Source organism: Streptomyces niger (assembly GCF_000718305.1).
GTDB classification, from domain to species: domain Bacteria; phylum Actinomycetota; class Actinomycetes; order Streptomycetales; family Streptomycetaceae; genus Streptomyces; species Streptomyces niger.
Map to the genome: position 1 here is coordinate 172,102 of NZ_JOFQ01000017.1, position 20,950 is coordinate 193,051.

The window sequence follows — 20,950 nt, forward strand, 5'->3', positions numbered from 1 at the left end:
GCCCGTATCTGCGCTGATAAGGCAGGTACGGGCCGTCGTGAGCCGTGGCGGGGTCAGCTCGTCCTGCCGAAGGAGGGCAGCACGGAGCCGTCCTTGTAGTGCGTCTCGATGAACTTCTTGACCTGGTCGGAGTTGAGCAGCTTCGCGAGCTTCTGCACGCGCTCGTCGTTCTTCTTGCTCTTGTCGACGGCGAGGAAGTTGGCGTAGGGGCTGTTCTTGGCCGACTCCAGCGCAAGGGAGTCTTTCTTCGGGCTCAGCTTGCCGGCGATGGCGTAGTTGCCGTTGATCACTGCGGCGTCGTAGTCGGGCAGCGTCGGCGCCAGCGTCTCGGCCTTGGCCTCGGTGATCTTCAGGCCCTTCTTGTCACCGATGTCGTTCAGGCCGGGCACCGCGGGGGCGCCGGCCTTCAGCTCGATGACGCCCTCCTTGTCGAGCAGCTTCAGGGCGCGAGCCTGGTTGGGCGCGTCCGAGGGCACGCCGATGGTGTCGCCGGAACCCAGGTCGGAGAGGCTCTTGTGCTTCTTGGAGTACAGGCCCATCGGCTCGACGTGGACGTTGGCGACGGGCACGATGTCGCCGTCGTTCTTCTTGTTCCAGTCGTCGAGGAACTCCTTCGTCTGGAAGTAGTTCGCGTCGAGGGTGTTGTCCTTGGTGGCCGGGTTGATGAGCTGGTAGTCGTCGTAGATCTTGACGTCCAGCTTCAGCTTCTCCTTGGGCGCCAGGTCCTTCTTGACGTACTCCAGGATCTCGGCGTGCGGGACGGAGGTCGCGCCGACGACGAGCGGGCTGCTCGCGCTGTCGGAGCGGTCGACGTCCGGGTCGGAGGGCGCGCTGCAGGCGCCGAGGGCGAGGGTGAGCGCGGCGGCGGCCGCGACGGCGCCGGTGAGCTTGACGGTGTTGCGCACGAAGAGTGCCTTCCTTACAGGTGGTGTTCCGCCCGGCAAAGGGTCCGGGCTCCAGGGGGTCGGTGGCTCAGGCGGCCTCGTCCGCGGTCTCGCGGACCTTGGCCGTGTCGGCGCGGGCCTCGGGCTCGGGGTCCGGTGCCGCGGTGCGGGACTTCGGCGACTTCAGGAGGCGTACGGGGGCCGAGGCGCGGGAGCCGCGGGCGCTCAGCCGGCGGACCACCAGGTCACCGATCAGCTGGATGACGGTCACGATGATGACGATCAGTACCACGGTCACGCCCACGAAACGCATGTCGTTGCGCTGCTGGCCGTAGGTGATCGCGACGCTGCCCAGGCCGCCGGCGCCGACCGCGCCGGCCATCGCGGAGTAGCTGATGAGCGTGACGATCGTGTTGACGAGGCCGGCGATCAACGAGGGCAGCGCCTGCGGCAGCAGCACCTTGAAGATGATCGTCCAGGTGCCGCCGCCCATCGACTGGGCGGCCTCCACCAGACCGCCGTCCACCTCGCGGACGGCCGTCTCGACCAGGCGGGCGAAGAAGGGGATCGCGCCGATCGCCAGCGGGACGACGGCGGCGCTGGGACCGCTGGCCGTGCCGATCAGGTACCGCGTGAAGGGGATCAGCGCGATGATCAGGATCAGGAAGGGGATCGAGCGGCCGATGTTGACGATCGCGCCGAGCACCTTGTTCACCGGGGAGTTCTGCAGCTGCCTGCCCGGACCGGTGAGGACCAGCAGGATGCCGATCGGCAGGCCGCCGATGACGGCCCACACCGTGGACCACCAGACCATGAACAGGGTGTCCAGGGTCGCGATGGACAGCACGTCCCGCATCGCGTTCCAGCTCACTTCGCGACCTCCTTGGTCAGCACGGCCGCGGACGCCGCGTTCGGCGTGCCCCGCTCCACGACGTCCACCTGCAGGCCCTGCTCGCGCAGGAAGCCGATCGGTACGACGTTGTCCTCGAAGCGGCCGGGCAGCTCGATGCGCATCCGGCCGATCTGCTTGCCGGCCACGGTGTCCATGGCGGCGCCGAGGATCGACACGTCGACGTTGTAGGTCCGCGAGAGGGTGGAGATGACCGGCTCGGTGGCCGCCTCGCCGTGGAAGGTGACGTCCACGACGGTGCGGTCGTCGGCCGAGGCGTCGCCGGTGACCGGGAACAGTTCGGTGGCGAGCTCGGAGCCGGGGGTGGCCAGCAGCTCGGAGACGGTGCCCTGCTCGACGACGCGGCCGCCCTTCATGAGGGCAGCGGAGTCGCAGATGGACTTCACGACGTCCATCTCGTGCGTGATGAGGAGGACGGTCAGGCCCAGCTGCCGGTTGAGGTCGCGCAGCAGCTGGAGGATGGAGCGGGTGGTCTCCGGGTCCAGGGCGCTGGTGGCCTCGTCGGAGAGCAGCACCTTCGGGTCGCCGGCGAGGGCGCGGGCGATGCCGACGCGCTGCTTCTGGCCGCCGGAGAGCTGGGCGGGGTACGCCTTGGCCTTGTCGGCGAGGCCGACCAGGTCCAGCAGCTCCAGCGCCTTGCGGCGGCGCTCGCGGCGGGAGACCTTCAGGATCTCCAGCGGGAACTCGATGTTGTCCTGGACGGTGCGCGAGGACAGCAGGTTGAAGTGCTGGAAGACCATGCCGATGTGGCTGCGCGCGGCCCGGAGCGCGGGGTTCGCCCGCTGGCCGCTGCCGGCGAGCGCGGTGAGGTCCTGGCCGGCCACGGTGACCGTGCCGGAGGTGGGGCGCTCCAGGAGGTTCACGCAGCGGATGAGCGTCGACTTGCCGGCGCCGCTCTGGCCGATGACGCCGTACACCTCGCCCTCGCGGACGTGCAGGTCGACGCCGTCCAGCGCGGTGACCTCGCGGTCACCCGATCGGTAGACCTTGGTGAGGCCTGTTGTGGTGATCACAGGGATATCCGTCACGGTTGAGTGCTCGGCGGCTCGTCCGCCGGGCACGGGGCATTCATTGCGGGGTGCGGCATGGGGATCGCGGAGGCACGCGGGCGGCAGGGCGCCCGGGTCCGGGGTCCGGTGACGCGGGGCGGCCGGGGGGCTTGCGTACGGAGGCCCGGCGTACGGGAGGTACGGGGCGCGTCTGTACGGGTCGTCCGGCGCATGGCAGCGGGTCTCGCTTCGGGGCGCGAGGCTCAGGCGGGGGCCCTCAGCGGTCACACATTCGACACATGCGACGAGCACCGGGCGCTTTGTGCGCCTCGGTCGCAGGGGTGCGGCAGCTCGTCGTGGTCATGATGGCCAGTAAACCAGACAGGCGTACGGACCGATCAAGCCTGTCCGGATTACGGACGGGCCTGATCAGTCCGTGGACAGCGGCTCAGTCCGCTGTCGTGATCTCCACTCCGTCCGCCGTGGCCTGCGCGGACACCGCCGACAGGTCGGGGACGATCACGTCGGCCACCAGTTCCTCGGCCGGGGCCGTTGTGGTCAACGCCACGGTCTTCGCGCCGGCCGCACGGCCCGCCGCGAGCCCGGCCGGCGCGTCCTCGAAGACGGCGCAGCGGGCCGGGTCGACGCCCAGGTGCCGGGCGGCGAGGAGGAACGGCTCGGGGTCGGGCTTGCCGCGGGTGATGTCGTCCGCGGTGATCAGGTGCTTGGGGCGGATGCCGACGGCCGCGAGGCGGGCCTCGGCGAGCTTGCGGGTGGCGGAGGTGACCACGGCCCAGCGGTCGGCCGGATGGGGGTCCCCCCTGCTCCTTCAGAGCTTGGGGGAGAGTCCAGCAGCTCACGGGTACCGGGCAGCAGCACCACGCCGTCCGCGTCCTCGGTCTCCAGCTCCTCGATGCGGGCCAGCGCCTCCGGTATGCGCTCCGCGGGCAGCAGGTCGGCGACGATGTCGGCGGCGGGCCGGCCGTGCAGCTCGACGCGGGCGAACGCCTCGGTGACGCCGTACTCCTCGGCCCACCGGCCCCAGCAGCGCCGCACCGAGTCCATGGAGGAGACGAGCGTGCCGTCGTTGTCGAACAGGAGGGCGTCAACCGAGAGCTTCATGGTCGCCGAGGGTACGCGGTACCGCAGGTGGCGTGCGGCGCAGGGCGCGAGGCCGGGCCCGCGCGCGGACTCGCCTCGGGGGCCGATTAAAGTCGAGGGCATGCCCCACAGCCCCGCCGCGCACTGCCGCGCCGCCGTGCGGAGGTCCCGGTGATCGACGCGCTGACGGTCACGGTCGGTGTGACCGCCCTCGTTCTCGCCGCCTGGTGCGGCTTCGCCGCGTACCGCGACGAGCCGACCAAGGACTGGCACTTCATCGGGATGGCCGTCGTCTCGCTGCTCGCCCTCGTGCAGCTGGTGGTCGCCGTTGTCCAGCTGGCGGGCGGCGCGAAGCCCGATGACGGTACGGCGATCTTCCTCGCCTATCTGATCGGCGCCGCGGCCTGCGTGCCCGCCGCCGGATTCCTGTCGCTGTCCGAGCGGACCCGCTGGGGCTCGGTGACCGTGGCGGCCGGCGGCGTGGTGCTGGCCGTGCTGGAGGTACGGCTGTACGACATCTGGGGAGGCGGCCATGGCTGAGCCCGCGACGACCACCACGAAGCCCGCGCCCGCCAAGGGCGACCGTCTCTCGCTGGGCTCGGGCCCCGGCCGGCTGCTGGTCTGGCTGTACGGCGTCTTCACCGTCGGCGCCGCCTCGCGGGCCGCGTACCAGTTGATCGCCCAGTACGACAAGGCGCCGCTGTCGTACATCCTGTCGGCGGTCTCCGCCGTGGTGTACGCCGTCATCCTCTTCTCACTGGTGCGCGGCGGCGAGGCGGCACGCAGGGTGGGGCTGGTCTGCTGCTGCCTGGAGCTGCTGGGCGTGCTCGGCGTCGGCACCTGGACGCTGCTGGAGCCGTCCGCGTTCCCCGACGCCACGGTCTGGTCGGGCTACGGCTACGGCTACCTCTTCATCCCCGTCTTCCTGCCGGTCACCGGACTGCTCTGGCTGCGCCGCGGCCGCCGCGCCGGCTGACCCCCTCCGCTCACGGCCGCGGGCCCCGTACGTGCGGATGCACGTACGGGGCCCGCGGCACTGCTGTGGGAAGGCTCAGGCGCTCGCGACGTATTTCTGCGCCGACGCGTCCTTCTCCAGCGTGATCAGGCTGAGCCGGCGGCTGACCTCTTCGGTGCCGACCTGGGCGTAACCGCGGCTGCGGTACAGCCGGAGGTTGCCCTCGCTGCGGTGGCCGGTGAGGAGGCGGAAGCGGGTGACGCCGTGCTCGGCGGACAGCCGCTCCTCGACGGCGGACAGCAGGCGGCTGCCGAGCCCGTGCCGCTGCATCCGCGGATGCACGATCAGCTTGTCGATGCTGCCCACGCCGTCCGCGTCGACCGCGCCCCGCACCGAGCCGACGACCTCGTCGCCGAGGCGGGCGACCACCACGCAGCCGTCGCGCATCTCCGCACGCAACTCATCGAACGTCTGCGTGAGCGGCTCGATCGAGTAGTCGTCGTACAGCGCGGCCTCGGACTGGTAGCACAGGTACTGCAGCTTGAGGATCTGCTCGGCGTCCGCGTCGGTCGCCGCAGAGATGGTCACGCTCATGCCCATGCGTGCTGGCCTCCCCTTTTCGGTTCGGTGAGCCCGGGCGCCATGAGGGTGAGGTGCGGCGCCCGGACGGATCTGCCCTGACTTGATGGCACCACGGGATGCGCGGCGCCGCCATGGCGGGGTCATCGCTCCTTTCCCCGGAGTTCAGGAACTCCAACCTCCGCCGTCAGCATTCTGCGCAGACATCCCAGACAACGGGAACGGAGCGGCCCCATGCTCCCCTGTGACATTCCCAACTCAGATGAGATCTCACGGTAGGTCGGATCCGTCCCGGACAACAGGGCGCGTAGCAACGCGGGGCAGCGACCGGGGAGTTGTCCGGCCACGGCGAGCAGCGCGCGGCGCCGCTCGGCATCGAGGACGAGCGGTTCGGCGACGGCGTCGACCCGCGGCTGGGCGCCGGTCGGGTCGTAGGGGATCTCGCGGCGGGACCGCCGCAGGGCGCCGCGGGCCTCGGCCCGAACGGCCCGGCGCAGCCAGCGCGCGGGATCGGCCGGCGGACCGGCCGTTCGGGTGTACCGGAGCAGGCGCGCCCACACGTCCTGCTCGATGTCCTCGGCGTCGGCCCCGGCGGCGGGCGCCTCGGCCGCCGCCTCCGCGGTGAGGAGCGGGCGCAGCGCGGTGATCAGTTCGCGGTCGCGGTCCGTCATACCTGCGCCGACAGCGCCGCGCGGGCCCGTGGTTTCGCCGGGTCAACGCGGTCGTGCCCCGCGTGGGTGCACGGTGCGGCCGGGCGACGCGCGGGCCGGGGACACCACCCCGGGCCCGCCCGTCGCGCGCTCCGGGCCGGTCAGCTCTTGCGGAACTCCGCGGCGGCCAGCAGCGCGGTGTCCGGGTTGTCGGAGAAGAGCCCGTCGATGCCGGTGGCGAAGAGCGCCTTGAAGTAGGCGAGGGAGTCGCCGTACGCGTTCGGGTCGCTGCCCTTGCGCAGGTCGACCGGCAGGAAGGTGTTCTCGTTGCGGACCGTGTACGGGTGCAGGACCAGGCCCGCGTCATGCGCGTCCTTGACCACCGAGGACGGCTTGCCGAGCTTGCCGTCCGACGTGCGCGGGATGATCACGGTGAGGTCCGGGCCGATGCCCTGCGCGAAGGAGGCGATCCAGCGCAGCCCCTCGGGCTTGACCAGGTCGGCGACGGTGCGCTTGTCACCGGCTTCCTTGAAGTCCCACGGCTGGTCCTTGAGCGTGCCGAGCAGCACGACCTTCGGGCAGTCGACGAGCTTGTCCAGCCGCTGGATGCTGGACGGCTCGAAGGACTGGAGGAAGTTCGGGGAGTTCTTCTTGTGCCGGCCGTACTGGCGCAGCAGCTTGGTGAGCCGCTCCTCCAGGCCGAGCCCCAGCTTGCGGAAGTAGGTGGGGTGCTTGGTCTCGATGTGCAGCCAGATGTGGCGGCCGCGCTTGCGGCCCTCGCGCTCGGCCCACTGCAGCACTTCTTCGAAGGTCGGGACGTCCCAGCGGCCGTTGTAAAGGGTGTTGTGCTGCCGGGTCTGCGGGATGCGCTCCTTGGCGCGCAGCGTCTTCAGCTCGGCGAGCGTGAAGTCCTCGGTGAACCAGCCGGTGAGCTTCACGCCGTCCACCGTCTTGGTGGTCTTGCGGCCGGCGAACTCCGGGTGGTCGGCGACGTCGGTGGTGGCCGTGATGTCGTTCTCGTGGCGGCAGACCAGGTGGCCGTCCTTGGTGGGGACGAGGTCCTGCTCGATGACGTCGGCCCCCATGTCCAGCGCGAGCTGGTAGGAGCCGAAGGTGTGCTCGGGGCGGTAGCCGCTTGCGCCGCGGTGGCCGACGACCAGCGGGAAGGGCAGTTCGCCGTTGCTGTGGCTGCCGTGTCCGCGCCCGGCCGCGACGGCCGTACCGGCCCCGCCGCCCAGCACCGCCGCTCCGGCGCCGAGCGCCGCAACGCTCAGTACGGTCCGTCGCCCGGGTCGCTGCGCCTTGTCCATGTCCCCGACTCCTCAAACTCCTGTGATGTGCCGCACCTGCCGGTGCGGGGCCGATGTTAGGCCCGTACACCTTTCCGGTGGGGGACATCCGTCCGAACACGCGGGTGAACGCGAGTGACGTATGGGATTCCTGGGCTCGGCCGGAGGCGCATCCGTCCCACGGCGGGCCCGTGCGGCGGGCGGCATTCCACAGGTCAGGGGCGCCGTTTTCCGGTCGTGCGCTGATCTTCGTACGCATCATCGGTCGCGCAGGCGGAGTAGCCGCGTCCCCTGTGTTCGTCGCATGGCGGGCCGGTTAACCACCCGTGACGCACAGGAAGGGCGTGTCAACTCTGCGTATCGATCGCATGAACCCGATGTGCGATCGAGGTTGGGCCGCGAGTATCGTCCTCACCTGCAGACTCCTGCACTGACCAGTCAACCCGGAGGACCCGTTGTCCCGCATGCTGCTGAAGGCGATTCTCGGATTCGTCATGCGTGTCCTGTTCCGCCCGAAGGTCGAGGGACTCGACGGCATCCCAGGCAGCGGACCGGTGATTCTGGCCGGCAACCACGTCACCTTCATCGACTCGCTGTTCCTGTCGCTGATCGTGGAGCGGCGGACCAAGCGTCAGGTGTACTTCATCGCCAAGGACGAGTACGTCAAGGGCAAGGGCGTCAAGGGCCGCCTGATGGCCTGGTTCTTCACCACCGCCGGCATGATCCCGGTGGACCGGGACGGCGGGCACGGCGGCGTGGCCGCGCTGATGACCGGCCGCCGCGTCCTGGAGGAGGGCAAGCTCTTCGGCATCTACCCCGAGGGCACCCGTTCCCCCGACGGCCGCCTGTACCGGGGCCGTACCGGCATCGCCCGCCTGACGCTGATGACCGGCGCGCCCGTCGTCCCGTTCGCGCTGATCGGCACCGACAAGGTCCAGCCCGGCGGCAAGGGCATGCCCCGCGTCGCGCCGGTGACCTGCCGCTTCGGCGCGCCGCTGGACTTCAGCCGGTACGACGGCATGGACCGCGACCGCTACGTCCTGCGCGCCGTCACCGACGAGGTCATGAGCGAGGTCATGCGCCTGTCGGGCCAGGAGTACGTCGACGTGTACGCCACCAAGGCCAAGGCCGCCTGACGCTCCGCCAACTCCCGGGCCCCCTGCCGCGATGTGCGGCAGGGGGCCCGCTGCGTGGGACCGGCCCGTTCGGCCTGTTGTCTGGGATCGGCCTGTTGTTTGGGGGCGGCCTGTTGTCTGAGAACGGGCCGTTGCCCGGGAACGGGCCGTTGCGAGGACGACGCCGGTGACTGCCCGGGGTCGGCGACTGCCCGGGCTCGGTGACGGCGTGGCCCGCGTCACCGTCCTCCCCGCACGTTCGCCGCGACGGTTCAGGCGTCGCCGCCGTCCAGCCGGTGGCCGCGCAGCAGTATCCACGCGGCGGCCGCGGCGGACAGGGAGATGACGCCGCCGACCACGGCCGCCGTCTCCATGCCGTCGGTGAACGCCCCTTGCGCGGCGTGCAGCAGCGCCTCGCCCGCGCGGTGCGGCAGGTCACCCGCCGTCTCCACCGCGCCGCCCAGCGACTCGCGGGCCGCGCCGAGCGCTTCGCCCGGCACGCCCTCGGGCGCCGTGAAGTTCCGGTAGACGCCGGTGACCACCGAGCCGAGCAGTGCGATACCGAGCGCGGAGCCCAGTTCGTACGCCGTCTCGGAGACCGCGGAGGCGGCGCCCGCCTGCTCCTTCGGCACGCTGGAGAGGATCACGTCGGCGGTGACGGTGAAGGAGAAGCCCGCGCCGACACCGACCACGAAGAGGATGGTGCCGAGCACCGGCGTCCCGGTGGTGGCGCTCACCCAGGCGCACGCGCCGAGCCCCAGCCCCACCAGGACCAGCCCGCCGGAGACCACCGCCCGCACCGACAGCCGGCGCGCGACGTGCCCCGCGGCCAGCCCCGCGCCCATCGCGCCGACGGCGGCGGGCAGTTCGACCAGCCCCGCGTTGAGCGGCGAGCGGCCCTGCACCATCTGCAGGAACTGGGACAGGAAGAACAGCAGCCCGGCCAGGCCCAGGATGGTCAGCAGGTCGGCCAGTACGGCGCCGGAGAAGCCGCGGTTGCCGAAGAGCTTCATGTCCAGCAGCGGCGTGGGCAGCCGCAGTTGGCGGCGGACGAAGCCGACGAGCGCGAGCACGCCGATGACCGCCGCGACGACCACCCCGACGCCGATGCCGTGCGCCGCCGCCTCCTTCACCGCGTAGACCACGCCGATCATGCCGACCAGCGACAGCCCGACGCTGGCCAGGTCCCACGGCCCCGGCTTCGGATTGCGGGACTCCGGCAGCACCTTGATGCCGACGGCGACCAGCACCACCATCACCGGCAGGTTGATCAGGAAGACCGAGCCCCACCAGAAGTGGCCCAGCAGGAAGCCGCCGAGCACCGGGCCGACGGCCGTCCCCGCGGAGGCCGCCGCGCCCCAGACACCCACGGCCAGGCTGCGCTCGCGCGGGTCGTGGAAGAGGTTGCGGATCAGCGCGAGGGTGGACGGCATCAGCGTCGCGCCGGCCACGCCCTGCAGGGCCCGCGCCGCGATCATCATCTCCGGCGTCGTCGCGTACGCCGCCAGCGCCGACATCGCGCCGAACGCCACCGACCCGGTCAGCAGCAGCTTCTTGCGCCCGATCCGGTCGCCGAGGCTGCCCATCGACACCAGCAGACCGGCGATGACGAACGAGTACACGTCGCCGATCCACAGCAGTTGGGTGCCCGACGGGCGCAGGTCCTCGCTGAGGTACGGCGCGGCCAGGCCCAGCACGGTGGCGTCGACGCCGACCAGCAGCACCGCCAGGACCAGTACGCCGAGCGCGAGCCAGCGCCCCGGGCGCGGCTGTTCCTCCGTCCGCTGCTCCGCCGCCCCCACGGCAGTCGCCCCGCTCATCGGGTGCTCTCCCTTCGTACGCCGCCGAGCAGCAGCTCGGCGATGGAGTGGTTACGGTCGGCGCGGGCCAGCCGGCCCTCGTGCACCGACCAGGCGCCCGCGCACATCAGCCCGTACAGCGCCTCGGTCAGCCAGGCCGGGGTGAGGTCGATGCGGAAGATCCCCTCTTCCTGACCCCGCCGGAACAGCGCGTGTATCCGGGCGTCGAGCCCCGTCCACCCCTCGTTGATCTCCTCGCCCTCGAAGAGCTGGTTCTCGGTGTAGAGGAACGCCAGTACCCCGGCGACCGGCTCGATCTCGGCGATCAGCCGGCGCAGCGCGGCCTCGGCGTCGTCCTCCTCCAGCCGGGCGGCGTCCAGCGCCTGCCCGGACTCCCTGATCCCCAGCTCCTCCAGCGCCCGGATGAGCGCGTCCCGGCCCGCGAAGTGCCGGTGCAGCGTCGCCCGGCTGATCCCGGCGGCCCGCGCGATGTCATCCATCGAAGCGGTGCTCTTCCGGGTGAGCAGGGCGGCGGCATCTTTCAGTACGCGATCTCGATCCACAGCCATGAGACAGAGAGTACCCGAATGAGACATAGGTGTCTCATTAGAAAGACTCAGGTATCATCGCGCCGTGCAAGGGCGCGAGGGGAGCCTCTGCCGTCACGCCGGCGGTGTAGCTCCCGGCAGCTCCCCCACCGGCCCCGATCCGGCCGGCAGACGCAGCACCACAGCACTCACCTCACCGGCCGGCCCCTGGGAGATCTGCTGCAGACTCGCCGAGAGGTCGGCCTCCATCCCGCCGGGCAGCTTGACCCGTACCAGCGCCGGCATGACGAGCCCCAGCACCACCAGGCCGACGAGCAGCGGCGTGAGGGTACTGACCATGACGACGGTCACCCGCTCGCCGATCAGGAAAGCCACCCAGGTCGTCAGCAGGATCAGGACGGACACCGTCACGAGGACCACACTGCCGAGCCAGCCACTGCGGGCCGGCGCCGATTCCTGGTCCAGCAGCCGACGCGCCCGCTGCGCCTCGACGTGCCCGCCGGCGCGCTGCTCGCAGCGTCGGAAGTGCCCCACGGCGCGCACCCGGTGCAGCGCGCGCAGCCTCATGGCACTGGTGTCGGCCGCGAGCTTCTGCTCGGCCACTCCCGCCACGTAGTGCGCCTCGGCATCCCGCTCGTCCGCGTCCAGCGCGGCCTCCGCTTCGCTCAGCGCGTCCTCGTACAGTACGCCGCGCTTCGTCGCGTCCCCGGCGTACACGAGCAGCCGCGCCAGCGCGAGGTGCAGCGCATGCCGGTCCGCCGACTTCCGGCTGCAGCACAGCGCCTGGCGCAGCACGTCCTCCGCGTCACCGAGCGCTCCCGAAGCGCGCACCAGCGACAGGCACAGGCCGATCGCGGCACTCCGGCTGTCCGGCTGCAGCCGAAGCGCCCGCCTGAACTCGTCGGCGGCCCGCTCCCCGAGCGCGCCCGCCGCCTCCGGGGCGCTGGCCGACTCCGCCCGCTGGAGATGCAGGTTGCCCAGCTCGACCAGGGCGTGGACGTTGTACGCATCCAGCTCCACGGCCCGTTGCAGCACGGGCTCGGCCTCGTCGTAGCGGGCCAGCTGTACGAGGAGCGCACCGAGGTCGGTATGGCCCGCGCCGTACGGGCACACCGTGACGGCGTGCCGGAAGTGCGCCTCGGCCTCCGCCATCCGCTTCTCCCGGTACGCCACCATGCCGCGGCAGACGAGCGCACTGCCGGCGGAGTCGCCGGACGCCTCGCGCAACGCCTCCCGGCACAGCCGGTCAGCCTCGAACAAGTCCACCGCTCCGCGCGGAACCTCCGGATTGCCGAGCCGCAGCCGGGCCCAGGCCTGCCCGATCACGTAGTCCTCGTCCTCCGGGTCGAGGCTCGCGGCCTCCTCGAAGAACCGCAGCGCGTCCTCGTTGCGGCCGCGCGTCAGCTCGATGTCGCCAAGGCACGACAGGACCATTGCTTTCTCCTGCAGTCCCACCGCGCTCTTCCGCATCTCCGCCAACAGCTCCACAGCCTCGTCGAACGCCTTCCTGTCCGCCAGGACATAGGCCAGCTCGGTCCCGAAAGCCCACTCGTGCGGCTGCCGTTCCCAGGCACCGCGGACGAGCCGTTCGGCCTCGTCGTAGCAGTGCAGTGCGCAGAGCGTGCCGGACATGCCGACGAGTGCGTCGGTGTCGTGCGGAGCGGTGTGCCGTCCTCGCTCCCATTCGGCCAGTGCCGCGCGGTACTGATGCTGCGCGTGCAGCGCGGTGGCCAGCAGGAAGCGTGCGTCGGCCCACCCGGGATGGCGGTGCACGACCCGTCGGGCCTGCTCTGTCGCTTCGTCGTGCCGGGCGAGCACACGCAGCCGGTGGGAACGGACCCGCAACGCCCACAGATGGTCGGGGTCCCTCCGCAGCGCCTCGTCGACGGCCGCCAAGGCCTCCTGGTCACGACGGCGCTGTCCCAGCAGTCTGGCCAGCTCCACGCGGAGATCCAGATCGTCCGGACGGGTCCGGATCGCCTCCCGCGCGACCGACTCGGCTTCCGTCCAGCGCCCCAGCTCCTGCAGCGCATCGCAGTGCCGCCGTAAGACGAAGGGGTCGTAGGGATGGAGCTCGACAGCGCGCTCGGACGCCGCCAACCACTCTTCCGCGCGCTCCATGCCCGCGTACAGCTCGGCGAGCGCCAAATAACACCGGACCTCTCCGGCGTCCACTGTCACCGCCCGCCGGGCGGCCTGTTCCGCCTCGGCCCACCGACGCAGATCGCGCAGTGCTGTCGCCTGATTCCGGAACACCCACTCCGCATCCGCCTCGATGCGCAGCGCTTCGTCGAATTCGCGAAGCGCGTCTTCCGCCCGACCCTGGTAGCGAAACAGCTGTCCCAGGTGCACGCGGATGTCAGCGGGGTTCGAGCTCTTGTCCAAGGCCGTGCGCGCCACCTCTTCACTCTCCGCGAAGCGGCCGAGGTCTGCCAGCGCGAACATGGCGCAGACATACGGCCGTACCAGGTCGGGTGACTGCCGGGAAGCCTCGGCGAACTCTTCCAGAGCCAGGTCCGGTCGGTGCCGGGCGTCCAACACCTCGCCCAGCGCCACCCTCAGTTCGGCATTCTCCGGAAGCCGGTGGACGGCCTGCCGGGCGCATTCCTCGGCTTCCTCCCCCCGCCTCAGGTCGGACAGTGCCTCCACTCGGCCCCTCAGGGCGCCCACATGCTCAGGCCCTTGTCGCAGCACATGGTCGTACTGATCGAGCGCTTCCTGCGGGCGGCCACGGGCAGTGAGTGCGGAGGCCGTACACATCCGGAGGTCCGCGCGCTCCGGGAGCAATTCGACTGCCTCCAAACCCGCCTGCACCGCTTCGTCCAGCCGGTTGAGGTGTTCCAGCAACCCGATCCGCCGCTCCCAAGCGCTGGGATGTCCCGGCTGCGCGGCCAGCGCCCGTTCCACGCACTGCAGGCCGTCTTCGAGCCGCTTCCGGTCGGTCCACACCTCTTCGACGACCAACAGGGCCGAGGCGCTGCGAGGGTGTGCTGCCAGCAGGGTTCGCGCCGCTGCCTCGGCCTCGTCCATCCGCTTCAGGCACCGCAGCAGGACCAGTCTCTCCTGCAGAGCTCTCTCGTGCGCGGGTTGCATGCGCAGCGCCGCATCGGTGACGTCGAGCGCCTCCTCCAGCTGGTTCAGCCTCGCCAGCGTGCCGGCCAGTTCCACCTGAAGCGGGACGTCCTGGGGCCGCCGACGCAGAGCTTCCTCGGCGGCCTCCCGCGCCTCTTGGAGGCGGCCGCAGTAACGCAGGCCCGCGACGTGCAGGGCCAGTGCCTCACCGTGCCACGGATCCGTCCGCACGGCCTCTTCCAATGCCACCAGGGCCGTGTCGTCCCGGTCCTGGGCCCAGCGGAGCCGCCCGAGCAGCACATGCGGAGTGGCACTGTAGGGATACGCATCGCAGAAGGTTCGGACACCGGTCTCCGCCTCGTTCCAGCGATGTGCGATGCGCAGCGTGAACGCCGCTCCGGAGAGGGCCGCGAACCAATGCGGATCGTTGTCCCGTGCCCTGGCGAACGCCTCCAGTGCTTGATCCGTGCGACCGCGTCGCGCCGAGTGCCAACCGCGCAGGGTCCAGGGCTGCGGACGCGACGGGTACGCCTCGCAGGCCCGGCAGACCGCGATCGCCGCCTCCTCCCAGCGCCCCAGCTCCGCCAGCACATCGCATCGCTCGCTCAGCAGCGGAAGATGCTCCGGGTCATGGTGCAGTCCGCGATCACAGGCTTCCAAGGCCTGCTCCGGATTCCGTGCCTTCAAGGTGGACGCCAGCTTCATCCAGCGGCCCGGGTCCACCGGCCTCCTCATGAGGAAGCCCTCCGCCGCGGATACCGCCTCCGCGTGCCGTCCTGCATGGACCAGTGCGTCGATCTCCCGCTGCCGGGCCACAGAGTGGTGCGAATCAAGCTCCGACGCCCGCCGCGCGCGCTCCAAAGCCTCATCAGTACGGCCGAGGTGAAGGGAAAGCCTGCTGGACCGGCACAGAAGTCCGGGCAGTCGTGGCCGGACGGCGAGTCCGTCCACGGCTGCCCGCTCGGCCTCGTCCCAGCGATTGACGATGCCGAGGACGTGAACCCGGGCCTCCAAAGCCCACCCGTGCTCCGGATCCACCCGCAGCGCCTGGTCCACCAGCCCCACGGCCCGGTCCGCGTCCCGGTCGCCCGCGTCGATGAGCGCAAGCGCGCAGTCGGCCAGCAGCTCCGGCTCCTCCGGGCAGAGCTCCGCGGCCTCCGTCGCCCGCAGCTTGACCTCGTCCCAGCGGCCGAGATCACCCAGCGCCCCGAGCCGATCCGCCAGCGTCGACGGATCGCCCGGATGCCCTTGCAGCACCCGCTCGTAGTGCCGCAGCGCTTCTTCGTACCGCCAGCGCCCCGCATACAGCTTGGCCGTCGCCCTGTGGACGTCCCGCCCGTCAGGAAAGCGGGTGCACGCCTCCTCGGCCGCCGCGAACGCCTCGTCGTAACGGAACAGCCGGTCGAGGCACGCGATCCGCCAAGCCGCAGCCGACTGCCGTGACTCGTCCCCGGCCTCATCGGCCGTCAACAGGCCGTCGAACAACGTCAGCGCATCGCCCGGGCGCCCCTGCCCCAGCCGTACCCTGCCCAGCTCGTGCAGCGCATCCCGGTCAGCCGGACATTCCGCCAGCCGGCGGTCGATCAGCTCCTCGGCCCGGTCGAACCGGCAGTCCTCCCGCAGTCTGCGCAGGACGGCCGTATCAAAGCCGGGGCCGTTTCCGGAAGCGTGCCTGTTCTCCCCGTTTCCATGAACTCCCCCGTTCATCCCCCATGGCCGGTGGCCGGTTCTCCATGGTGGAAACCACGGTAGCCGGGACCACCGACAGCGGCTACTCAGCTGCTGCCCGCGTTCCCGGCTACCGCGGAGGGAGGTACCGCAGGTACCTCAGGGGTTACTTCTGCTTGGCCGTCGCCCAAGCCTGCTGTGTCGCCAGGTCCGCCTTGACCTCGGCGAGCTGGGTGGCGACCGCCGAGGGGGCCGTGCCGCCGCGGCCGCTGCGGGAGGCGAGCGCGCCGGGGACGTTCAGGACGGTGCGGACCTCGGGCGTCAGGTGCTCGGAGATCTTCGCGAACTGCTCGTCGGTGAGGTCGTCCAGCTCCTTGCCCTCGGCCTCGGCGACCTTGACGCACTCGCCCGCGACCTCGTGCGCGACACGGAACGGCACGCCCTGCTTGACGAGCCACTCCGCGATGTCGGTGGCCAGCGAGAAGCCGGCCGGGGCCAGCTCCTCCATGCGCGCGCGGTTGACGGTCAGGGTGGCCATCATGCCGGTGAAGGCCGGCAGCAGGGTCTCCAGCTGGTCGCAGGAGTCGAAGACCGGCTCCTTGTCCTCCTGGAGGTCCCGGTTGTACGCGAGCGGGAGGGCCTTGAGGGTCGCCATCAGGCCCGTCAGGTTGCCGATGAGGCGGCCGGACTTGCCGCGCGCCAGCTCGGCGATGTCCGGGTTCTTCTTCTGCGGCATGATCGAGGAGCCGGTGGAGAAGGCGTCGTGCAGGGTCACGAAGGAGAACTCCTTCGTGTTCCAGATGATGACCTCCTCGGCGATCCGGGAGAGGTCCACGCCGATCATCGCGGTGATGAAGGCGAACTCCGCGACGAAGTCACGGGACGCCGTGCCGTCGATGGAGTTGCCCGCCGAGCCGTGCTCGAAGCCCAGGTCGGCGGCGACCGCCTCGGGGTCCAGGCCGAGCGAGGAGCCGGCCAGCGCGCCCGAGCCGTACGGCGAGACGGCCGTGCGGTCGTCCCACTGACGCAGCCGCTCGGCGTTCCGGGACAGCGCCTGGACGTGCGCGAGGACGTGGTGCGCGAAGAGGACCGGCTGGGCGTGCTGAAGGTGCGTACGGCCGGGCATCGCGACGTCCGGGTGCGCCTCGGCCAGCCCCACCAGCGCCTCCTGGAGCTCGGCGAGCAGGCCGCCGAGGATCCGGGCGTGGTCCCGCAGGTACATCCGGAAGAGGGTCGCGACCTGGTCGTTGCGGGACCGGCCGGCGCGCAGCTTGCCGCCCAGGTCGGGGCCCAGCCGCTCCAGCAGGCCGCGCTCCAGCGCGGTGTGCACGTCCTCGTCGGCGATGGTGCCCACGAACGAGCCGTCGGCGACGTCGCGTTCGAGCTGGTCGAGGCCGGCGATCATGCGGGTCAGCTCGTCGTCCGTGAGCAGTCCGGCCTTGTTCAGCACGCGGGCGTGGGCGCGCGAACCGGCGATGTCGTACGGGGCCAGCCGCCAGTCGAAGTGGACGGACGCGGACAGTTTGGCGAGGGCCTCGGCCGGTCCGTCGGCGAAGCGGCCGCCCCAGAGCCGGACGTCGCCGTTGCTGCCGTTGCTCACTTGCTGCTCCTCGTAGGTGATGAGAGACGACCGGCCCGGTTCGGGCCAGGTTCCGTCGGGCTACGCCCGCAGATCGCGCCGCGCGGCGATCTTGCTCGACATGCCGAAGATCTCGATGAAGCCCTTCGACAGCGACTGGTCGAAGGTGTCCCCGGTGTCGTACGTGGCCAGGTTGAAGTCGTACAGCGACTGGTCGGACCTCCGGCCGGTCACGACGGCGCGGCCGCCGTGCAGGGTCATCCGGATGTCACCGGAGACGGCCTGGTTGGCCTCGGCGACGAAGCCGTCCAGGGCGCGCTTGAGCGGCGAGAACCACAGGCCGTCGTAGACCAGCTCGCCCCAGCGCTGCTCGACCTGCCGCTTGTAGCGGGCCAGCTCGCGCTCGACGGTGACGCTCTCCAGCTCCTGGTGGGCGGTGATCAGGGCGATCGCGCCGGGGGCCTCGTAGACCTCGCGGGACTTGATGCCGACCAGCCGGTCCTCGACCATGTCGATCCGGCCGATGCCCTGGGCGCCGGCCCGCTCGTTCAGCTGCTGGATGGCCTGGAGGACGGTGACGGGCGTGCCGTCGATCGCGACCGGCACGCCTTCCTTGAAGGTGATCACGACCTCGTCGGCCTCGCGCGGCGCGGCCGGGTCGGCGGTGTACTCGTACACGTCCTCGATGGGCGCGTTCCAGATGTCCTCCAGGAAGCCGGTCTCCACGGCCCGCCCGAAGACGTTCTGGTCGATGGAGTACGGCGACTTCTTGGTCGTCGCGATCGGGAGGTTCTTCTCCTCGCAGAAGGCGATCGCCTTGTCCCGGGTCATCGCGTAGTCGCGGACGGGGGCGATGCAGTTCAGGTCGGGGGCGAGGGAGGAGATGCCGGCCTCGAAGCGGACCTGGTCGTTGCCCTTGCCGGTGCAGCCGTGCGCGACGGTTGTCGCGCCGTGCTTCTTCGCGGCGGCGACCAGGTGCTTGACGATGGCCGGCCGGGAGAGCGCGGAGACCAGCGGGTACCGGTCCATGTAGAGCGCGTTGGCCTGGATCGCCGGGAGGCAGTACTCGTCGGCGAACTCGTCCTTGGCGTCCGCCACCTCGGCCTCGACCGCACCGCAGGCGAGCGCGCGCTTGCGGATGACGTCCAGGTCCTCGCCGCCCTGGCCTACGTCCACCGCGACGGCGATGACCTCGGCGCCCGTCTCCTCGGCGATCCAGCCGATGCAGACGGAGGTGTCCAGACCGCCCGAGTAGGCGAGCACGACGCGCTCGGTCACGGTGTCCTCCTCAATCCATGCACTGATGGGTATAACTATGCAGTACTCCGTATGTTTCGTCAACGCAGCAGGTCAGAGAGGGGACAGCAGGCCGCCGACAGGCCGTTTCCGCCCCTCAGGAGCGGTGCCGGAGCACGTCCTCCAGCACCGTCACGTGGCTGAGGTCCAGCTCCTTGGTCGCCGTGAGCAGGGTGACCGGCCCGTCCGCCGCCATCTCCCGCAGCCGCTCCAGCGCCCCGCTCCCCGGCTCGTCCGCGAGCTCCGCCCGGTACCGCTCGGCGAACTCCTCGTACGCCTCCTCCCGGTGCCCGTACCACTTGCGCAGCTCGTTCGAGGGCGCGACGTCCTTCAGCCACTCGTCCAGCCGCGCCGCGTCCTTCGCCAACCCGCGCGGCCACAGCCGGTCCACCAGCACCCGGGCCCCGTCGTCGGGGTCCACCGCGTCGTACACACGCCGCATTCGTACCGTTACGCGCTTGCTCATGGCCGCATTCAAACACCGCACGCACCGCGGCGCCCGCACCTCGGACCGCGCCCCGCCCACCCCCGGTTTTGGATTCCGGGCCCCGGACAGGTATTTTTCTTCTGCACGCACCGACCGGGCCCGCCCGGACGGACGGCGAGCACCGGGACGTGGCGCAGCTTGGTAGCGCACTTGACTGGGGGTCAAGGGGTCGCAGGTTCAAATCCTGTCGTCCCGACACGGTGTTTTCGCAGCTCAGGGGCCATCTTCGGATGGCCCCTGAGGCGTTTCCGGCCTACTGCGGCCGTACGGACCAGGTCAGCCGCGGACGCGGATGAGGCCCCACACCCCCTCCGACAGGGGCCAGCGCAGCACGCCGCTGCGGTACGCGTAGTCGCCGGGACCGCCGGCCGTCAGATTCAGGGTCCGTACGCTGCCGGGGCTCAACGCCCCGAGGGAGCCGACCCGCGGCCGGACGCCAGCGGTCCGCCGGTGACCGGGTCGGTCCAGGTCGCGCCGCGCAGGTCGGCGAGGTCGCCGAAGAAGAACGTGCCTTCCTCGTCGCACCGCCAGACGTAGGTGCGGCGGCCGCCGTCCGGGCCGGTGGCGGAGTCGGGATTCCTGCCGACCTTGCCGCCGTCCGCTTCGTGGACGTCGTAGCCGACGCCCTGGGCGTGGATGCCGGCGCGCCCCTCCGTGCCTTCCCGGCTCAGTCCTCCGGCTCCCGGTCCGCGCGGTGCACGAGGGTGGTGGTGGCGCCGCCGGGCAGGTGGCCGGCGGAGTCGCGGCGGCCGACCGTGCCGTGGCCGAGGACGCCGTGGTCGTAGGCGGTCTCGGCGTGGATCGTCTGGTCCAGGCCGGTCCGCTCGTGGTCCGGATCGGCACGGAAGCCCATGGCCTTGTCGATGGCCTTGCCGAGGGCGTACGTGATGAGGAAGGCGTAGGCGCCGGTGGCGAGGACCGCGACGAGCTGCTTGAGCAGCTGCCCCGCTCCGCCGCCGGAGAAGAGGCCGGCCGGGCCGTCGGTCATGGCCGAGGTCGCGAAGAAGCCGATCAGCAGGGTGCCGATGACGCCGGCGACGAGGTGGACGCCCACCACGTCCAAGGAGTCGTCGTAGCCGAAGCGGAACTTCCAGTTCACGGCGTACGAGCAGACCACGCCGGCGACCAGGCCGATGGCGAGAGCGCCCCAGATGCCGACCGAACCGCAGGACGGGGTGATGGCGACCAGGCCCGCGACCGCGCCGGAGGCCGCGCCGAGGGTGGTGGCGTGCGCGTCCCGGCGCTTCTCCACCAGCAGCCAGCCGAGCAGGCCGGTGCAGCCCGCGGCCTGAGTGTTCAGCAGCGCCATGGCCGCCTTGCCGTCCGCGGCGACCGCCGACCCGGCGTTGAAGCCGAACCAGCCGAACCACAGCAGCCCGGCACCGAGGATCACCAGCGGCAGGCTGTGCGGGCGCATCGCCTCCTTGCCGAAGCCGAGGCGCGGCCCGAGGACGAGGGCGAGGGCCAGGCCGGACGCGCCGCAGTTGACCTCGACGACCGTGCCGCCCGCGAAGTCCAGCGCGCCCAGCTTGTCCAGGATCCAGCCGCCGGGCGCGAAGACCCAGTGCGCGACCGGTACGTACACCAGCAGCGTCCAGAGGGCGGCGAAGGCCACCCACGCGCCGAAGCGGGCGCGGTCCGCGATGGCACCGCTGATCAGCGAGACGGTGAGGATCGCGAAGGTGAGCTGGAAGGCGGCGAAGAGGGCGGTCGGTACGTGTCCGGTGACGCTCTTCGGACCGATACCGTGCATCCCGAGGTGGTCCAGGCCGCCGATCAGCCCGGCGCCGGTGTCCGGGGCGAAGACCAGACTGTATCCGATCGCGAGCCAGACGACGGTGACGACGGCGATCGCGACGAAGCTCATCATCAGCATGTTCAGCACGCTCTTGGAACGCACCATGCCGCCGTAGAAAAGCGCCAGGCCCGGCGTCATCAACAGGACCAAGGCGGTGGCTGCCAGCAGCCAGGCGGTGTCTCCGGAGTCGATTCCGGCAGGCATGTGTGTCAACCTTCCCGCCCGGCGGGG

Annotated in this window: 17 protein-coding genes, 1 tRNA gene and 1 pseudogene; 4 read left to right on the top strand and 15 right to left on the bottom strand. The window is 71.1% G+C overall.

Going from position 1 to position 20,950, the window contains the following annotated elements:
- Positions 1 to 53: 53 nt before the first annotated feature.
- The 4 genes and pseudogenes from IF20_RS28235 to IF20_RS28250 all read right to left on the bottom strand — a co-directional run bounded on the left by IF20_RS28235 (position 54) and on the right by IF20_RS28250 (position 3,905).
- On the bottom strand, positions 54 to 905 hold the full coding sequence (locus tag IF20_RS28235) for a MetQ/NlpA family ABC transporter substrate-binding protein (protein ID WP_052868175.1): 852 nt from the start codon (positions 903 to 905) through the stop codon (positions 54 to 56).
- Between the two features lie 67 nt (positions 906 to 972).
- Positions 973 to 1,755 (bottom strand): methionine ABC transporter permease, encoded by a 783-nt coding sequence (locus IF20_RS28240; protein WP_052868176.1) that lies wholly within the window; start codon positions 1,753 to 1,755, stop codon positions 973 to 975.
- Positions 1,752 to 2,807, bottom strand: a complete 1,056-nt coding sequence (locus IF20_RS28245) for a methionine ABC transporter ATP-binding protein (protein WP_052868177.1) — start codon at positions 2,805 to 2,807, stop codon at positions 1,752 to 1,754. Before IF20_RS28245 ends, IF20_RS28240 begins: the two co-directional genes overlap by 4 nt.
- Before the next feature lie 424 nt (positions 2,808 to 3,231).
- A pseudogene (locus tag IF20_RS28250) lies at positions 3,232 to 3,905 on the bottom strand (HAD-IA family hydrolase).
- Between the two features lie 150 nt (positions 3,906 to 4,055).
- Here IF20_RS28250 and IF20_RS28255 point away from each other — a divergent pair.
- Positions 4,056 to 4,424, top strand: coding sequence for a hypothetical protein (locus IF20_RS28255; protein ID WP_052868178.1), 369 nt, complete (start codon positions 4,056 to 4,058; stop codon positions 4,422 to 4,424).
- Positions 4,417 to 4,860 carry a hypothetical protein gene (locus IF20_RS28260; RefSeq protein WP_052868179.1) on the top strand — a complete coding sequence of 148 codons (444 nt, stop codon included), beginning with the start codon at positions 4,417 to 4,419 and terminating at the stop codon, positions 4,858 to 4,860. The genes IF20_RS28255 and IF20_RS28260 overlap by 8 nt, the downstream gene beginning before the upstream one ends.
- A 75-nt stretch (positions 4,861 to 4,935) precedes the next feature.
- Here the strand turns inward: IF20_RS28260 and IF20_RS28265 are convergent, their stop codons facing one another.
- The 3 genes from IF20_RS28265 to IF20_RS28275 form a co-directional block, all read right to left on the bottom strand.
- Entirely contained in the window at positions 4,936 to 5,439 is a 504-nt protein-coding gene (locus IF20_RS28265) for a GNAT family N-acetyltransferase (protein WP_052868180.1), read from the bottom strand.
- Positions 5,440 to 5,561: 122 nt separating this feature from the next.
- Complete coding sequence (locus IF20_RS28270; RefSeq protein WP_052868181.1) at positions 5,562 to 6,089, bottom strand: sigma-70 family RNA polymerase sigma factor; 528 nt, start codon at positions 6,087 to 6,089, stop codon at positions 5,562 to 5,564.
- 140 nt (positions 6,090 to 6,229) lie between these two features.
- Positions 6,230 to 7,378 carry a glycerophosphodiester phosphodiesterase gene (locus IF20_RS28275; protein WP_052868182.1) on the bottom strand — a complete coding sequence of 383 codons (1,149 nt, stop codon included), beginning with the start codon at positions 7,376 to 7,378 and terminating at the stop codon, positions 6,230 to 6,232.
- A gap of 434 nt (positions 7,379 to 7,812) precedes the next feature.
- Here IF20_RS28275 and IF20_RS28280 point away from each other — a divergent pair, with 434 nt between their 5' ends.
- Positions 7,813 to 8,493, top strand: a complete 681-nt coding sequence (locus IF20_RS28280) for a lysophospholipid acyltransferase family protein (protein WP_052868183.1) — start codon at positions 7,813 to 7,815, stop codon at positions 8,491 to 8,493.
- A 251-nt stretch (positions 8,494 to 8,744) separates the two neighbouring features.
- On the opposite strand, the gene IF20_RS28285 is transcribed toward IF20_RS28280, so the two are convergent.
- From IF20_RS28285 to IF20_RS28310, 6 genes are all read right to left on the bottom strand, one after another.
- The gene (locus tag IF20_RS28285) at positions 8,745 to 10,292 is read right to left on the bottom strand and encodes an MFS transporter (RefSeq protein ID WP_052868184.1); all 1,548 of its coding nucleotides are present in this window, start codon (positions 10,290 to 10,292) and stop codon (positions 8,745 to 8,747) included.
- Positions 10,289 to 10,840, bottom strand: a complete 552-nt coding sequence (locus IF20_RS28290; RefSeq protein WP_052868185.1) for a TetR/AcrR family transcriptional regulator — start codon at positions 10,838 to 10,840, stop codon at positions 10,289 to 10,291. Before IF20_RS28290 ends, IF20_RS28285 begins: the two co-directional genes overlap by 4 nt.
- 93 nt (positions 10,841 to 10,933) lie before the next feature.
- The gene (locus IF20_RS28295; RefSeq protein ID WP_052868186.1) at positions 10,934 to 15,598 is read right to left on the bottom strand and encodes a tetratricopeptide repeat protein; all 4,665 of its coding nucleotides are present in this window, start codon (positions 15,596 to 15,598) and stop codon (positions 10,934 to 10,936) included.
- Positions 15,599 to 15,725: 127 nt separating this feature from the next.
- Complete coding sequence (gene argH / locus IF20_RS28300) at positions 15,726 to 17,159, bottom strand: argininosuccinate lyase (protein WP_052868187.1); 1,434 nt, start codon at positions 17,157 to 17,159, stop codon at positions 15,726 to 15,728.
- Between the two features lie 60 nt (positions 17,160 to 17,219).
- Positions 17,220 to 18,416: an argininosuccinate synthase gene (locus tag IF20_RS28305; protein ID WP_052868188.1), complete on the bottom strand. Its 1,197-nt coding sequence runs from the start codon at positions 18,414 to 18,416 to the stop codon at positions 17,220 to 17,222.
- Between the two features lie 115 nt (positions 18,417 to 18,531).
- On the bottom strand, positions 18,532 to 18,900 hold the full coding sequence (locus IF20_RS28310; protein ID WP_052868189.1) for a DUF488 domain-containing protein: 369 nt from the start codon (positions 18,898 to 18,900) through the stop codon (positions 18,532 to 18,534).
- A 143-nt stretch (positions 18,901 to 19,043) separates the two neighbouring features.
- Here IF20_RS28310 and IF20_RS28315 point away from each other — a divergent pair.
- Positions 19,044 to 19,117, top strand: a tRNA-Pro gene (locus tag IF20_RS28315).
- Positions 19,118 to 19,197: 80 nt separating this feature from the next.
- On the opposite strand, the gene IF20_RS40585 is transcribed toward IF20_RS28315, so the two are convergent.
- Positions 19,198 to 19,326, bottom strand: a complete 129-nt coding sequence (locus IF20_RS40585; protein WP_267881144.1) for a hypothetical protein — start codon at positions 19,324 to 19,326, stop codon at positions 19,198 to 19,200.
- Positions 19,327 to 19,588: 262 nt separating this feature from the next.
- A complete protein-coding gene (locus tag IF20_RS28320; protein ID WP_052868190.1) occupies positions 19,589 to 20,923 on the bottom strand; it encodes an ammonium transporter in 1,335 nt (444 codons plus the stop codon).
- Between the last annotated feature and the right edge of the window lie 27 nt (positions 20,924 to 20,950).